The organism is Bacillota bacterium, from assembly GCA_040757205.1.
Taxonomy (GTDB): domain Bacteria; phylum Bacillota; class Desulfotomaculia; order Desulfotomaculales; family Desulforudaceae; genus Desulforudis.
On the sequence record JBFLXL010000010.1, the window covers coordinates 46,455 to 61,257 of the forward strand.

At 64.8% G+C, this 14,803-nt stretch carries 12 protein-coding genes; 3 read left to right on the forward strand and 9 right to left on the reverse strand.

What is annotated here, in order from left to right; genetic code table 11:
- Positions 1-115: 115 nt before the first annotated feature.
- From carB to AB1402_08210, 6 genes are all read right to left on the reverse strand, one after another.
- Complete coding sequence (carB, locus tag AB1402_08185) at positions 116-3,451, reverse strand: carbamoyl-phosphate synthase large subunit (protein ID MEW6541575.1); 3,336 nt, start codon at positions 3,449-3,451, stop codon at positions 116-118.
- Positions 3,452-4,531, reverse strand: a complete 1,080-nt coding sequence (gene carA, locus AB1402_08190; GenBank protein ID MEW6541576.1) for a glutamine-hydrolyzing carbamoyl-phosphate synthase small subunit — start codon at positions 4,529-4,531, stop codon at positions 3,452-3,454.
- 270 nt (positions 4,532-4,801) lie between these two features.
- On the reverse strand, positions 4,802-6,076 hold the full coding sequence (locus AB1402_08195; GenBank protein ID MEW6541577.1) for a dihydroorotase: 1,275 nt from the start codon (positions 6,074-6,076) through the stop codon (positions 4,802-4,804).
- Positions 6,076-6,996, reverse strand: a complete 921-nt coding sequence (locus tag AB1402_08200) for an aspartate carbamoyltransferase catalytic subunit (protein MEW6541578.1) — start codon at positions 6,994-6,996, stop codon at positions 6,076-6,078. Before AB1402_08200 ends, AB1402_08195 begins: the two co-directional genes overlap by 1 nt.
- Before the next feature lie 213 nt (positions 6,997-7,209).
- Positions 7,210-7,764 carry a bifunctional pyr operon transcriptional regulator/uracil phosphoribosyltransferase PyrR gene (pyrR, locus tag AB1402_08205; protein MEW6541579.1) on the reverse strand — a complete coding sequence of 185 codons (555 nt, stop codon included), beginning with the start codon at positions 7,762-7,764 and terminating at the stop codon, positions 7,210-7,212.
- Between the two features lie 201 nt (positions 7,765-7,965).
- On the reverse strand, positions 7,966-8,208 hold the full coding sequence (locus AB1402_08210; GenBank protein ID MEW6541580.1) for a YqhV family protein: 243 nt from the start codon (positions 8,206-8,208) through the stop codon (positions 7,966-7,968).
- A 177-nt stretch (positions 8,209-8,385) separates the two neighbouring features.
- Here AB1402_08210 and AB1402_08215 point away from each other — a divergent pair, with 177 nt between their 5' ends.
- The 3 genes from AB1402_08215 (at position 8,386) to AB1402_08225 (ending at position 11,341) form a co-directional block, all read left to right on the forward strand.
- Positions 8,386-9,600, forward strand: a complete 1,215-nt coding sequence (locus AB1402_08215) for an MFS transporter (GenBank protein MEW6541581.1) — start codon at positions 8,386-8,388, stop codon at positions 9,598-9,600.
- Between the two features lie 296 nt (positions 9,601-9,896).
- Complete coding sequence (locus AB1402_08220) at positions 9,897-10,685, forward strand: phosphosulfolactate synthase (protein MEW6541582.1); 789 nt, start codon at positions 9,897-9,899, stop codon at positions 10,683-10,685.
- 197 nt (positions 10,686-10,882) lie between these two features.
- The gene (locus AB1402_08225; GenBank protein MEW6541583.1) at positions 10,883-11,341 is read left to right on the forward strand and encodes a DUF441 domain-containing protein; all 459 of its coding nucleotides are present in this window, start codon (positions 10,883-10,885) and stop codon (positions 11,339-11,341) included.
- Positions 11,342-11,422: 81 nt separating this feature from the next.
- On the opposite strand, the gene AB1402_08230 is transcribed toward AB1402_08225, so the two are convergent.
- The 3 genes from AB1402_08230 to cobU all read right to left on the reverse strand — a co-directional run bounded on the left by AB1402_08230 (position 11,423) and on the right by cobU (position 14,802).
- Positions 11,423-12,715, reverse strand: a complete 1,293-nt coding sequence (locus AB1402_08230; protein ID MEW6541584.1) for a glutamate-5-semialdehyde dehydrogenase — start codon at positions 12,713-12,715, stop codon at positions 11,423-11,425.
- 215 nt (positions 12,716-12,930) lie between these two features.
- Positions 12,931-13,839 carry a PLP-dependent cysteine synthase family protein gene (locus tag AB1402_08235; GenBank protein ID MEW6541585.1) on the reverse strand — a complete coding sequence of 303 codons (909 nt, stop codon included), beginning with the start codon at positions 13,837-13,839 and terminating at the stop codon, positions 12,931-12,933.
- Positions 13,840-14,238: 399 nt separating this feature from the next.
- On the reverse strand, positions 14,239-14,802 hold the full coding sequence (gene cobU / locus AB1402_08240) for a bifunctional adenosylcobinamide kinase/adenosylcobinamide-phosphate guanylyltransferase (protein MEW6541586.1): 564 nt from the start codon (positions 14,800-14,802) through the stop codon (positions 14,239-14,241).
- Between the last annotated feature and the right edge of the window lies 1 nt (position 14,803).

A 14,803-nucleotide genomic window follows, 5' to 3' on the forward strand; every position in this document is an offset into this window, starting at 1 on the left:
CCCGGCCGAACCCCAGGCCGTCATCTGAACCGTCACTGATACGTATTTACTTAGGAGCACCCTGACTTATCTAAAATGACGAACCGCCGGTTGCACCGGATTGGGATCTCGTTTTTTAGGAGACGTACTCCTGGAGCGGGATCAGGGGCATTGCCTCGCCCCGCTGGCGCGCCCGCATCACCTCGATGACCACCCGGGCCGTGTCGAGCGACGTCAGGCAGGGGACGCCCATCTCCACCGCGGCCCGTCGGATCCGGAAGCCGTCGCGGGTGGTCAGCTTGCCCTTGGTCAGGGTGTTCACCACCAGGTGGATCTTATTCCCGCGGATCAGGTCCACGAGGTTCGGGGAGCCTTCGTGCACTTTGCGGGCCACCTCCACGGTGATCGCCCGGCTGCGCAAAAAGGCCGCCGTGCCCTCGGTGGCCACGATCTCAAACCCCAGGTTGACCAGGCTCCGGACCAGCGGCAGCGCCTCGTCCTTGTCGCGGTCGGCGATGGTCACCACCGCTTTGCCGCTCGAGGGCAGCGAGTAGCCGGCCGCGAGGCAGGCCTTGTAGAGCGCCAGGGCGTAGTCTTTCGATACGCCCATTACTTCTCCGGTGGACTTCATTTCCGGACCCAGACACACGTCCACGTCCAGGAGCTTCGCGAAGGAGAACACCGGCGCTTTCACGGCGATGTTCTGCGTCTCCTCGTACAGGCCGCCCCGGTACCCCATCTCCGCCAGGGTGGCCCCCAGGCAGATCCTGGTCGCCAGGTTCACCATCGGGATGCCGGTGACCTTGCTCAGGTAGGGCACGGTGCGGCTGGAGCGCGGGTTCACCTCCAGGACGAACACCCGGCCCTTGTGCAGGACGAACTGGATGTTCACCAGGCCCCGGATCCTCAAGGCCCGGGCGATCTGCTGCGTGTAGTCGAAGAGCTGCTGCTTGATCTCCGGGGTGAGGCTCTGCGGCGGGAACACCGCGATGCTGTCCCCGGAGTGCACCCCGGCCCGCTCCACGTGTTCCATGATGCCCGGCACCAGGACGGTTTCGCCGTCGCAGACGGCGTCGACCTCCAGCTCCTTGCCCAGTAGGTACTTGTCGACCAGCACCGGGTGCTTCGGGGTCACCCGCACCGCGTCCGCCATGTACTCCAAAAGCTCCTGCGAGTTGTACACGATCTCCATCGCCCGCCCGCCCAGGACGTACGACGGCCGGACCAGAACCGGAAAGCCCACCTGCTCCGCGATCCGCTGCGCTTCCTCGACCGAGAAGCCGGTCCCCCCGGGCGGCCGCGGGATGCCGAGTTCGCCCACGAGCCGGTCGAACCGCTCCCGGTCCTCGGCGCGGTCGATGTCGGCCACCGCGGTGCCCAGGATGTTGAAACCGGCCTTTTCCACCGGGCGGGCCAGGTTGATCGCCGTCTGCCCGCCGAACTGTACGATCACCCCTTCGGGTTTTTCCTTGTGCAGGATGTTCATCACGTCCTCCGGGACCAGCGGCTCGAAGTACAGCCGGTCGGCGGTGTCGAAGTCGGTGCTGACCGTCTCCGGGTTATTGTTGATGATGATCGTCTGAATACCCTGCTCTTTCAAGGCCCAGACCGAGTGCACCGAGCAGTAGTCGAACTCGATCCCCTGCCCGATCCGGATCGGACCCGAACCCAGCACGACCACCTTGCGCACGTCCTGAACCCCGGCCTCGTCCTCCTCCTCGTAGGTGGAGTAGTAGTAGGGCGTGGTGGCCTCGAACTCCCCGGCGCAGGTGTCCACCATCTTGTAGACCGGCTCCACCCCCTGCTCCCGGCGCAGGCGGTGGACCTCCCGGGAGGTGGTGCCCGCCAAATCGGCGATGGTGCTGTCCGAGAGGCCGGCCCGCTTGGCGCGCCGCAGCAGCCCGGCCGTCAGCCCGGTCGGGGCACCCGCGCCCGCCAGATCACCCGCGCCCGCCGGGGTACCCGCGTCAGCCGGGGCACCCGCGCCCGCCGGATCACCCGCACGGGGCACCCACGCCAGTGGGTCGGGTCGGGTCGGGTCGGGTCGGGCGGCGCGCACCAGGTCCTCGGCGGCGGTGATGTTCTTAATCTTGTCCAGGAAGAACCGGTCAATCCGGGTAAGCTCAAAAAGCTCGCTCACCGGGAAGCCCCGGCGCAGGGCCTCGGCCACCAGGAACAGGCGCATGTCGTCGGGCCTGGCCATCCGGGCGCGCAGCTGGTCGTTAGAGAGGTGCTGCAGCTCGGGCATGTGCAGGCCGGCAACGCCGATCTCCAGGGAGCGCGCCGCCTTCAGGAGCGCCTCCTCGAAGGTGCGGCCGATGGCCATCACCTCGCCGGTCGACTTCATCTGGGTGCCGAGGTTCCGGTTGGCGAAGGAAAATTTGTCGAACGGCCAGCGCGGGTACTTCACGACCACGTAGTCCAGCGCCGGCTCGAAGCAGGCGTAGGTCTTGCCGGTGACCGCGTTTTTGATCTCGTCCAGGGTCAGGCCGACCGCCACCTTGGTGGCCACCTTGGCGATGGGGTAGCCGGTGGCCTTGGACGCCAAAGCCGAGGAGCGCGACAGGCGCGGGTTCACCTCGATCACGTAGTAGTTGTAGCTTTCCGGGTCCAGGGCGAACTGGACGTTGCAGCCGCCTTCCACCCCGAGGGCGCGGATGATCTTCAGCGAGGCGCTGCGCAACATCTGGTGCTCCCGGTCGCTCAAGGTCTGGGTGGGGGCGACCACGATGCTGTCCCCGGTGTGGATGCCCATCGGGTCGATGTTTTCCATGTTGCAGATGGTGATGCAGTTGTCGGCGCCGTCGCGCATGACCTCGTACTCGATCTCTTTCCAGCCGAGCACGCACCGCTCCACCAGGGCCTGGTGGATGATGCTCATGGTCAGCCCGCGGTTGGCGATGTCCCGCAGTTCATCCTCGGAAAAGGCGACCCCGCCCCCGGTGCCGCCCAGGGTGTAAGCCGGGCGGACCACCACCGGGTAGCCGATCTCCCGGGCGAAGGCCACGGCGGTGTCCACCTCGGAGACGATGACGCTTTCCGGGATCGGCTCGCCGATCGCCAGGCACATGTTCCGGAAATGCTCCCGGTCCTCGGCGCGCTTGATGGACTCGAGCGGGGTGCCCAAAAGCCTTACCCCGTACTGGTCCAGCACACCCGCATCCGCCACCTGTTTGGCCAGGTTTAAGCCGGTTTGCCCGCCCAGCGTGGGCAGCAGCGCGTCCGGCCTTTCCTGGCGGATGACCTTGGCCACGAATTCCGGGGTAAGCGGCTCGATGTAGATCCGGTCGGCCATGTTGGCATCGGTCATGATGGTGGCCGGGTTGGAGTTGATGAGCACCACTTCCAGGTCTTCCTCGCGCAGGGCGCGGCAGGCCTGGGTCCCGGCGTAGTCGAACTCGGCCGCCTGGCCGATGATGATCGGGCCGGAACCGATGACCATTACTTTCTTGAGCGCTTTGTCCTTCGGCATTTAGTTCCCCTCCCGGCCGATCAGTTTCAGAAACTCGTCAAAAAGATACTCGGAGTCGTGGGGGCCCGGCCCGGCCTCCGGGTGGTACTGGACCGACATCACCGGCAGTTCCCGGTGGCGGAAGCCCTCCACCGTGCCGTCGTTGAGGTTGCGGTGCGTAATCACCAGGCCCGCGGGCGCGAGCGTTTCCTCCGCGACAGAAAACCCGTGGTTGTGGGAGCTGATGTACACCTTGCCGGTAGCCAGGTCTTTCACCGGGTGGTTCGCACCGCGGTGCCCGAACTTCAGCTTGTAGGTGCGCGCCCCCAGGGCGAGCGCCAGCACCTGGTGCCCGAGGCAGATCCCGAAAAGCGGCTTTTTGCCGGCCAGCTCGCGCACGGCGGCGATGGCGGACACCGCCCGGACCGGGTCGCCCGGCCCGTTGGAGATCACCACCCCGGCGGGGTTTTGGGCCAGGATCTCCGCGGGCGGCGCATCCGGCGGGAACACGACCACCGTGCAGCCGCGCCGCTGCAGGCAGCGGACGATGTTCTGCTTGGCGCCGAGGTCGATGAGGGCCAGCACCGGGTCACCGCCGTCGTAGCGCACGATTTCTTTCGCCGCCACCGTGGGGATGAAGTCCTGTGCGCTGAAATCAGGGCAGGAACGGGCTTTCTCGACTAGGGCCTCCGGTTCGGCGGTCTCGGTGCTGATGATGCCGCGCATCGTTCCCTTGTCGCGCAGCCGCCGGGTCAGGGCGCGGGTGTCCACCCCGGCCAGGCCGATGACCCCCTCGTTGGCCAAAAACTCCGCCAGCGTACCGCCGGATTTCCAGTTGCTCGGCCGGTCGCAGGCCTCGCGGACCACGAAGCCGCGCACAAAACTGCCCTTGGACTCGAAGTCCTCGGTGTTGATGCCGTAGTTGCCCACCAGAGGGTAGGTCATGACCACAATCTGCCCGCAGTAGGACGGGTCGGTGAGGACTCCCTCGTAGCCGGTCATTCCGGTGTTGAAGACCACCTCCCCCCAGTTCTCGCCGCCGGCACCGAACGCCCGGCCGTAGTACCAGGTTCCGTCCTCCAAAGCCAGCACCGCCTGCAAATGCCACACCTCCGCTTGGTATTCGCGCCCGCCCTTGAAAGCGGCCCGCGTCGAAACTTATTCATTTGTTTTGGTGTACTCGGGCATTACCTCCGGTCACTGTGTCCGCACTAAGGAATGAACTCGCTCGCCTCGGGCGGCGCCGAAACTCGCCCGTTCACACGGGCTCGAACAGTCGGCCGCCGCTCTTCCTCGGCTCGCTGCGTTCTTTGAATAGGCTCCCAATGTGACCTCCGGTAATGCCCGAGTACACCATCGAAGCACGCTCCCCTAACCTCTGGCCGCCAGGTGGACCTCCCCGCCGACGATGGTGGCGCAGGGCAGCCCTTTTAGCTTGAAGCCGTGAAACGGCGTGTTCTTGCTCTTGCTCACCAGCTCCGCCCGGTTCACCGTCCAGGCCGCGTCCGGATCGATGACGGTGAGGTCGGCCACGGCCCCCGGCGCGATCGTCCGGGAGAGGCCCAGCACGCGCGCCGGGTTGATGCTGAGCTTGGCCACCGCCGTCACGACGTCCAGGACCCCGCCGGCGACCAGTTCGGTGAACACCAGGCCGACCGCCGTCTCCAGTCCCACCAGCCCGAACGGCGCCAGGTCGAACTCCACTTCCTTTTCGTGTGCCGCGTGGGGGGCGTGGTCGGTGGCGATGACGTCGATGGTGCCGTCGGCCAGCCCTTCCCGCACCGCGGCCACGTCGGCGTCGGCGCGCAGCGGCGGGTTCACTTTGGCGTTGGTGTCGAACCCGGCCACCGCCCGGTCGGTCAGGGTGAAGTGGTGGGGCGTGGCCTCGGCTGTCACCCGCACGCCGCGGGCCTTGGCCTCGCGGATCAGGCGCACAGCGCCGGCGGTGCTCACGTGGGCCACGTGCAGCCGGCCGCCGGTCATCTCGGCCAGGATGAGGTCTCTCGCCACCGCCACGTCCTCGGCGGCCGCGGGGGTCCCTTTGAGTCCGAGCATGGTGGAGACCAGGCCCTCGTGCATCACCCCGGCCGCCAGCGAAAGGTCCTCGCAGTGGGAGATCACGGGCACCCCCAACATCCGGGCGTACTCCAGCGCCCGGCGCATCACGTGCGCGTCGGCCACCGGCCGGCCGTCGTCGGAGAACGCCGCCGCCCCGGCCTCCCGCAGGGCGCCCATTTCGGTCAACTCTTTGCCCCGGCTGCCGACGGTGAGCGCCCCCACGGGGTAGACCCGCGCCCGCCCGGCCTCCCGGGCCTTTTCCAACACATACCGGATCACCTCCGGGCGGTCGGCCACCGGGTCGGTGTTGGGCATCGCCGCTACGGCGGTGAAGCCGCCGTGCACCGCCGCACACGTGCCGCTCGCCACCGTCTCTTTGTGCTCCTGGCCAGGCTCCCGCAGGTGCACGTGCATATCGATCAGGCCGGGGGTCACCAGCTTTCCGGCGGCGTCCAGAACGCGCGCGCCCCGGGCGGTGATCTTCTTCTCCACCGCCGCCACCCGGCCGTCTTTGATCAGGACGTCGGACTCAAAGGTGCGCCCCGCGGCCGGGTCGACCACCGTGCCGTTCCGGATCAGAAGTTCCATCAGTCACCCCTCCCCAGCATCAGGAGGTATAGCACCGCCATCCGCACCGCCACCCCGTTGGTCACCTGGTCGGTGATCAGGGCGCACGCGCCGTCGGCGACGTCGGGCGCGATTTCGATGCCCCGGTTCATCGGGCCGGGGTGCATCACGTAAGCGTCCGGCCGGGCCAGGGCCATGCGCTCACCGTTTAGGGCGTAGAGCCGCGCGTACTCCCGGACGTCCGGGATGAGGCCCTCTTGCTGGCGTTCCCGCTGCAGGCGCAAGACCATCACCGCGCCCGCGCCCGGGAGGGCGTCCTCGGGCCGGTCGTGCACCGTCACCCCCAGCGCGGCGAGGCCGGCCGGGACCAGGGTGGGCGGCGCCACCAGGTGGACGTCCACCCCGAAGCGGGGAAGGCACCAGATGTTGGAGCGCGCCACGCGGCTGTGCAGGAGGTCGCCGATGATCACCAGTTTCAGGCCCTCCAGGTCAGGCCGGCGCTCGCGGAGCGTGAAGAGGTCCAAGAGGGCCTGCGTCGGGTGCTCGTGCATGCCGTCGCCGGCATTCACCACCGGAACGTCGACCATCCGCGCCAGGAGGTGCGGCGCGCCCGCGCTTGGGTGCCGGAGCACCACCAGGTCGGCCCCCAGGGCGGCGACGGTCCGGGCGGTGTCCGCCAGGCTTTCCCCCTTGGCCATGCTCGAGGCGGACGCGGACACGTTGACGGTGTCGGCACTTAAGTACTTGGCGGCCAGCTCGAACGACATCCTGGTCCGGGTGCTCGGTTCGTAAAACAGGGTGACCACCGTCTTGCCGCGGAGCGTGGGCACCTTCTTGATGTCGCGGCTGATGATCTGCTTCATGGGGAGGGCGTTTTCCAGGAACTCGTTGATCGCCGCGGCCGGCATATCCGCCAGCCCGAGCAGGTGTCGCACCGGCATCCGGCATCCCCCCTCCTTATTAAGTCAAGGGCCAAGACCAGTAACCTAAAAACTTTCTTCCTGAACCTCCGCCGCAGCAGCAGCGCGGCGGGCCGTCCAACTAAAAAGGCCTCTCCGCGTGGAGAGGCCGGCACGTTTGGTTGGCACCTCTTTCCTTCCCTTGCCGGCCTCTCCGGACCGTTCTTAAAGGGAAACCATTTATGGGGGCTGTCGTCATCCTGTCTCCTGGATCACCACTTGTTCTTGGCCGTCGGTGTCCTCAAGCTGGACCGAGATGATCTCCCGGGACGAGGTGGGCACGTTCTTGCCCACGTAGTCGGCCCTGATGGGCAACTCCCGGTGTCCCCGGTCGATCAGGGCGGCCAGTTGTATCGCCCGGGGGCGGCCCAGATCCATAATCGCGTCCAGCGCCGCCCGCACCGTCCGCCCGGTGTAGAGCACGTCGTCCACCAGGATCACCGTGCGGTCGGTAACCGGGAAGGGCACCTCGGTCCGGGAGAGCTGCGGCTGCGGACCGAGCCTGGTCAGGTCGTCACGGTAGAGGGTGATGTCCAGAAACCCCACCGGAACTTGGGCGCCTTCGATCTGCCCGATCTTTTCGGCCAGCCGGAGGGCCAGCGGCACGCCGCGGCGCCGGATGCCGATCAGGGCGAGGTTTTGCACGCCCTGGTTCTTCTCGATGATCTCGTGCGCAATCCTGGTCAGCGCGCGGCGGATGCCGTCACGGTCGAGGATGGTCGCCTTTTCGCGAAAGCCCGGATGCCCCATCACTGTTCGTCCTCCCCCGACGCAAAAAACCTACCCGCCACCTGTCGGCAAGTAGGCCTAATCCCCCCGTACCCGGATCATGCGGGCCGGGGTCAAACCTATGTTACCTTACCAGTCTCTCTGGACCGATTTAAAGGCGGCTTGTTCTAAAACACTGTACCCTGTTTTCCGGGGGCTGTCAAGTCCATTTCGGCCAATTTTTCAGATATTTTTGAGACCCAGGAAGATCAGCCCGACCCCGGCCACGATCAGGACCAGGCCGCCGGGGGCGACCTTGCCGGCCAGGCCCGCCAGGCCAAAGGCGGTCACGGTGATCATGATGGCGGGGCCGACCAGCGCGAGGCCGGCGTTGATCTTGAAGGCGGTCTCCACCCGGCCGAAGTGGAGCATCAGCATGGCCGCCGAGAACTCAATGGTGGCCGACATAAACCGGAGCGCCGCCATCCCGAGCACAATCTTATCCACTGGGAGCCCACCCCCATTTTACCGTGTTAGGAGTTTATATGCCGCCGTGGACGGGTATATGGCTTTTGGGGCCGAGATAAACTAACCGGCGGTGGTCGGTGGTCGGTGGTCGGTGGTCGGTGGTCGGTGGGAGACTAACTACCAGGCGGAGGGGCGATGGACACCAGACAGAAAGTGATGCTGGCCGGACTCAGTTCCGTGCCCTTCGTAATGGTCCTGGGCAACTCGATGCTGATTCCGATTCTGCCGGATATGGAGCGGGCGCTCGATCTGACTTCGTTGCAGGCGAGCCTCGTGATTACCATGTTCTCGGTGCCGGCCGGCCTGATGATTCCGCTTTCCGGTTTTCTTTCCGACTACTTCACCCGCCGGGTCGTCATCATCCCGGCGCTTATCTTGTACGGCCTCGGGGGCCTGGTCGCCGGGGCGGCCGCCCTGATCGACGCCGGCCCGACGTACGCGCTCATCATCGCGGGCCGGATCCTGCAGGGCATCGGCGCCGCCGGCACCGCGCCCATCGCCATGGCGCTGACCGGGGACATCTTCAAAGGACAGGAGCGCGGTCCGGCTCTGGGGGTGATCGAGGCGGCCAACGGCTTCGGGAAAGTGATCAGCCCGGTGCTCGGCGCGGCCGTGGGGCTGATCATCTGGTTCGCGCCCTTTTTCGTGTTTCCGGGCTTGACGGCCCTCTCGGCGGTGGCCGTCTGGCTCGCCGTGAAAGAACCGAAAAAAGAGAAACAACCGCAGCCGCCAGGTCAGTATTTCCAGGACATCCTGAAGGTGTTCGCGAAGAAGACGCCCCTTTTGCTCTCCTGTTTCCTCGCCGGGGCGCTGGCCCTGTTCGTCCTGTTCGGGATCCTGTTCTTCCTCTCCGAACACCTGGAGGACCGTTTCCAGCTGTCCCTGATCATCAAGGGCCTGCTCCTGGCCATTCCGGTGCTGTTCATGTCGGTGACCTCCTTCATCACCGGGACGGTGATCAAACGCCGGGTGACCCTGATGAAGTTTTTGACCGTGACCGGCCTCGGGCTGATCACGGCGGCGCTGGTGGTGATGCCGCTTTCCGAGAACACCTACCTCTTCTTCACCTCCATCTCGTTCATCGGGATCGGGGTGGGGCTGATCCTGCCGTGCCTGACCACCCTGATCACCAGCAGCGTGGATGTGACCAAGCGCGGCCTGATCACCTCCCTTTACGGCGGAGTGCGGTTTTTCGGCGTCGCCGCCGGCCCGGCCGTCTTCGCCCTCTTGATGGACCTGGGCACGCGCCCGATGAGCTGGATCGTGGCCGGGGGCGCGGCCGCCGCCGGTATCGTTTTTCTGATTTTCGTCCGCACCAGGCTGCTCCGGCAGAACCCCGACTCCGCCTGATTCAGAACAAGAGAGGGCGAATAAAACCGTTACCGGACGAACGCTCCTCTGAAAATCCCCTCTCCCTCTGGGAGAGGGTCAGGGTGAGGGGTATTTTCATCCTCCCGCTGGGGCCGCCGCCGAAGGCGTGGGCATTTGTCTCCTCAGTTCTACCCGCGGCTTGCGCATAGAATCACAGGGAGGCGCCGTTCCCGAGGTCACAACTTCCCAGTATTATGCATACATTACACCCAAACCATCGAAAAGAGCCGCCGGAATACACTGTTTTGGCGCATTCGGCGAAAGGAGCTGGCAGAATGGAGAACTGGCGGGAGATGGTCGCTTTTCCGCTCACGGGCCGGAGTAGAAAACCCAGGACCAGGGGCCTGACCATGGTGCTGGACAAGGGCCTGGGGCTCGGTGAGACCAAGGACCTGCTGGATATCGCCGGGGACCACGTGGATATTTTGAAACTGGGGTTTGGGACCTCCGCCCTGTACGGCGACGGCATTCTCCAGGAAAAGATCAACCTGGTTCGGCGGTATGGTATCGATATCTATCCCGGGGGCACCTTCATGGAAGTGGCCATTGCCCAGGGGAGGCTTTCCCCCTTCCTGCGCGCCGCTAAGCAGCTGGGGTTCACCGCCGTCGAGGTGTCGGACGGCACCCTATTTCTGGATCCGGACGTACGCCGTGAAGCGATCACCCTGGCGCTGGAAAACGGTTTCAAGGTCCTGTCCGAGGTGGGCAAGAAACACGGTCACCCGAACTGCCTCGACCTCGCCCGGCAGGCCAAACTGGACCTCAAGGCCGGCGCGAGTTGGGTGATCGTGGAGGGCCGGGAATTCGGGCGGGACGTGACGGTCTATGACGGCAACGGCCGCGTGCGCGAGGAGCTGCTGGCCATTTTCCTGGAATGCGTGGAGGACCGGAACCTGATTATCTGGGAGGCGCCCCTCAAGGATCAGCAGGAAGAACTGGTCGTCAAGTTTGGGCCGGACGTGAACCTGGGCAATATCGCCCCGCAGGAACTCCTGTCGCTGGAAGCGCTGCGCGTGGGCTTAAGGGGCGATACGCTGCGCCACTGCTACCAGCAAACGGTCTAATGCGGTAATAATGGGGTTTGCGGCCGCATAGCCTGGCAAAAAGGTCATCGGTCGTCGGGTGTCGGTCGTCAGGCGTCGGTCGTCGGTTAGCGGCCGTCAGTCTTCATTCGCCGGCCCGACCACTGACCACGGGGTACCCACGTTAGTGGGTCCACTGACCACCGACCACTGACCGCTGACCACCCAAACGGCAGGCGATGCCCGTGACCTCCGAATTGATTCTGGCGGCGCTGTTGGTGGCCGGTGTCCTGGCCAAATCGCACCTGCTGGCCGCCGCCGCCTGCATACTGCTGTTCATCAAGCTGGCCAGGTTCGACCCGGCTTTCAACTTCCTGGAACAAAAGGGGCTGGAACTAGGCCTCCTGATCCTGCTGCTCACCATCATGGTGCCGCTGGCCAACGGCAGAATCAGTACGCACGACATCATCTACAACTTAACCTCCGTTCCGGGGCTTTTGGCCATCCTGGGCGGCGCCCTGGCCACCCACCTCAACAGCCAGGGCCTGCAGATGATGCAGGCCGACCCGGCGATCATCTTCGGTCTTGTTTTTGGGTCTATCTTTGGGATTCTCTTCCTGGGCGGAATGCCGGTGGGGCCCCTGATGGCGGCGGGCATCGCCGCCCTGTTCATGGAGTTCTTCAAGTACACCCGCTAACCCCGGGGTCAGACCGTTAAAGGGGGTCCTTCCTAATCAGTCCATTACGCCCAAGATCTTCGCCGCAACACGCCTTTTGGACTATAACGGGAATTGCCGGTCCATCTTTTTGTGCTTGAAGCTCCTGGCGCGGCCGGCGTAGTCCGCCACGATATGGCCGTCCCCGATCAGTTTGTATTTGTAGATGACCAGCCCGTCCAGGCCGACCGGACCCCGGGAGTGGATCTTCCCGGTGCTGATGCCCACCTCGGCCCCAAACCCGTAGCGGAAGCCGTCACTGAAGCGCGTGGAACAGTTCCAGAAGACGTTGCCCGCGTCGACGTAGTCCATGAACCGGGCCGCCCTCTCCCGGTCGCGGGTGATGATGCTGTCGGTGTGGCCGGACCCGTACCTGTTGATGTGCTCGATCGCTTCATCCAGCCCCGAGACCACTTTGACGGAAAGTTTGTAGTCCAGGTATTCGGTCCTCCAGTCCTCTTCCGCAGCGGGGGCGGCGGGAATAACCGCGCGGGTTCGGGGACATCCTAAAAGCTCCACCCGGTCCCCAAGTGTTTGCCGCAGGGCCGGCAAAAACTCGCGAGCCGCCTTTTCGTGGACCAAAAGCGTCTCCGTCGCGTTGCATACGGCCACATACTGGGTCTTGGCGTCCACCACGATCCTGACCGCCATGTCCAGGTCCGCGCCCTCATCAACATAGCAATGGCAGATGCCGTCCGCGTGGCCCAGCACCGGGATGCGCGAATTATCCATGATGTACCGGACGAACTCATTGGAACCCCGCGGGATTACGAGGTCGATGTACTCGTCCATCTTCAGCATCTCGCTGACGTCGTCACGCGTTTCCAGCAGCGCAAGCCAGTCTCGGGCAATGCCGGCTTCGTCCGCCGCCTTGGTAATGACCTCGGCCAGAATCCGGTTGGTTTCCTTGGCTTCGGAGCCGCCTTTGAGCAGCACGGCGTTGCCGCTCTTGAGGCCAAGCGTCGAAATCTGCACCAGCGCGTCCGGCCGCGACTCAAAAATGACCCCGATAACCCCGATCGGACAGGTCACCTTGTAAAGCTCCAAACCCTCGTCCAGCTCGGTGGAAAGAAGGGTCCGGCCGACCGGGTCGTCCAGGCTGATCAGGCTTTTTACGCCGTCGACCGCGTCCCGGATCTTGGCCTCGTCAAAGGCCAGCCTTTTCAGCAAGGGCGCCGGGAGATTCTCCGCCTTCGACCTTTCCAGGTCTTTGCGGTTGGCGGCCGAAATTTCCGCCTTGCGTTCCTCCAGGGCCGCGGCGATGCGGGCCAGGGCGTTGTCCTTCATTTCCGCTGGCGTACCGGCCAGCCTGATGGACGCTTCCCGCACCCGTGGCGCCAGTTCACGCATACTCATATTCGATCCCCCTCCCGGTATTTTACCACATGAAGCCCAAGGCCTGGACCGTTGTCTCGGGCGTTCAGGACTGACGCGCGAAAAATGGCCGCAACAGCGGGGGAATTATCTCGCACCAGTCCCTGGAAACCTTGATATGGCTCTCGTTATAAAGGCCTTGCGTCAGTCCTGACCCTTGTCCAGGGCGTTTCTTGAAGTTTTGCGGTCTGACCCTGTTAGGGGGAGCACTTGGCGCAGATGGAACGAAAGAGCGTGGTGCTCAAGTACCGCTCCCCGCGGTCCGGCAGGATGACCACCACGGTGCCCGAATCCATCTCCTCCGCGACCTTGAGCGCCCCGACCACCGCGGCGCCGCTGGACATCCCCACGAAGATCCCGAGCCTGGTGGCTAAAAGCCGCGCCATGGCGAACGCGTCGTCGTCCAGCACCGTTACCTTGCCGTCCAAGGCCTCAGGCTGATAGATGCCCGGCACGATCGCCTCCTGCATGTTTTTCAGCCCCTGAATGGCGTGGCCCATGACCGGCTCCACGCCGACCACCCGGGCCGCGGGCTTCTTCTCCCGCAGGTAACGCGCCACCCCCATCAGGGTGCCGGTCGTGCCCATGCCGGCGACCACCGCGTCGACCGCACCATCTGTCTGGCCGTAGATCTCCGGACCGGTGGTCTCGTAGTGGGCCAGCGGATTGTTGGCGTTTTCGAACTGGTTGAGCATGAAGTACCGCTCCGGCTCTGCGGCGGCCATCTGGAGCGCCCTCCTGATGGCCCCGTCCGTGCCTTCTTCCGCCGGGGTCAGGATGGTTTCCGCGCCGAACGCCTCCAGCATCCGGCAGCGCTCCACGCTGACGCACGCCGGCATCACCAGCTTGGTGTGGTAGCCCTTGGCCGCCCCGATCATCGCGAGGGCGATCCCGGTGTTGCCGGACGTCGGCTCCAGGATGGTCTGGCCCGGAACAAGCCGTCCCGCCTCCTCGGCTTTCTTCAGCATGTAGTAGGCCGGACGGTCCTTGACGGAACCCCCTGGATTGCAGCCTTCCATCTTCGCCAGGATTTTCATCCCGGGCTTCGGGCTCAAGGTCTTCAATTCAACCAGCGGCGTATTGCCGATGAGGGACAGGATGTCCATTTGTTTCCCGCCTCCAAAAAATGTTACTGGGTAGGGTTTTTCACCCCGCCCGGTTCCCTTTCCTGCATTTTCACTGGTTATGATGAAAGTTCTCATCGTATACCCGGCCATCTGGCGGCAAACCATATGCTCAACGGCGCAATCACCAACAGCGGAAAAACAAACGGCCAGACCGGCACGTCCACCCTCAAACCAACTCCTGCTTGTGGTGGCGCCGGTTTATCCGCCCAGCCTTCAGCATAGCAAATACCCACTGGAAACACAAACCGGCTCCCGAAGCCGGGCGGCGGGCTGGGACTTGTAGTTCAAACGGGCTCCGGCGCCACGGGGGACGGGTTAGTGCGTGAACCGCCAGGTCGCCAGCCAGGCGCGGAACTCCCGGACCTTGCCTTGATGCGCTCAAGATCCCGTCTTGATCAGAAGCGGGATACCGGCCACCATCAGGAAAACCTCTTCCGCCTCCCGCGCCAGCAACTGATTGGCCACCCCCAGAGCGTCCCGGTAGCGGCGGGCCAAGGCGTTGTCCGGGACAATTCCCATTCCGACCTCGTTGGAGACCACAATGCAGCAGACCCGGTGCTCTCCCGGGATCCGCACGATTTCCCCTATTTCCCGGCGCACCGCTTCCAGGCCGGCGTCCGGCTCCAAACCGGCAACCGTGACCGCCGGGCCGGACAGTAAGACGTTGGCCACAAGCATCGACATGCAATCCACGATCACGGTTTGCACACCGTCGAGATGCCCGGCCAGATTCTGCCCCACCCTAAGCGGAGTCTCCAGCAGGTGCCAATCCGCAGGCCGTTCCCGGCGGTGGGCTTCGATGCGCGCCCGCATTTCCGGATCCCGCGGTTCAGCGGTCGCGACGAAAAGCACGCGGCCGGACTCACGGTGGGCCATGTCCAAGGCCAAGCGGCTTTTGCCGCTCCTGGCGCCGCCAAGAATCAAGATCATTCCCGGCCTCACT